Genomic DNA, 774 nt, shown 5'->3' on the forward strand with positions numbered 1-774 from the left:
GTGCCACCCGATTCAACCCGCAGAACTTGGGCAGGGTGTTGGGGCTGGACCGTGCCCCGGAAGTGAAAACAATCCGCCGCCGGATCAACGAACTCGCCCAGACGGGTAAAGCCCAGGAGCTGATTGCTGCCTTGGCCGCCGACCACCTGAGCGGCACGGGCCCGGGCGGTGAGGATCTTGCCGCTATCCTGTACGTTGACGGGCACGTGCGCGCGTATCAGGGCACGAAAAGAATAGGCAAACTCTACTCCACCAGGCTCAAGTTCCCCGTCCCGGCAACGGAGGAAACCTGGGTCACCGACGCCCACGGCTCCCCAGTATTTGTAGTCATGGCCGAACCCGGGGCGTCCCTAGCCGGTGAACTCCGTAACCTGCTGCCTGAACTACGCAAAGCGGTGGGGGACGGGCGGCGGGTGCTCGTCGGCTTCGATCGGGGCGGCTGGTCGCCAGCGCTGTTCAAACACATGGACGAGCACGGTTTTGATGTGCTGACCTGGCGCAAAGGCACCACACCCGACATCGGTGAAGAACTCTTTACCGAGGTTACCCGCACGGACGAACACGGCGAAGAGAAGACCTGGTCGGTCGCGGACACGCTCGTTGACCTGGTCCTGCCGACGACGAAGAAAACCGGTGAACTGTTCTCCATCCGCCAGCTCAGCCGCATCGTTCCTGCCAAGGGCAAGGGCGGTGGAACACGGCAGATCCACATCCTCACCACCGATAAAGAGCTTCCTGCCGGGGAAGCGGTATGGCGTATGGGCAACAGGTGGC

At 62.7% G+C, this 774-nt stretch carries 1 protein-coding gene; it reads left to right on the top strand.

Annotation, left to right across the window (positions count from 1 at the left end):
* Window positions 1-774 (top strand): putative transposase (locus QMG25_RS20375; protein ID WP_283462956.1); only part of this gene is annotated, 774 nt, incomplete at both ends.

Source organism: Arthrobacter sp. H35-D1 (assembly GCF_030063185.1).
Taxonomy (GTDB): domain Bacteria; phylum Actinomycetota; class Actinomycetes; order Actinomycetales; family Micrococcaceae; genus Specibacter.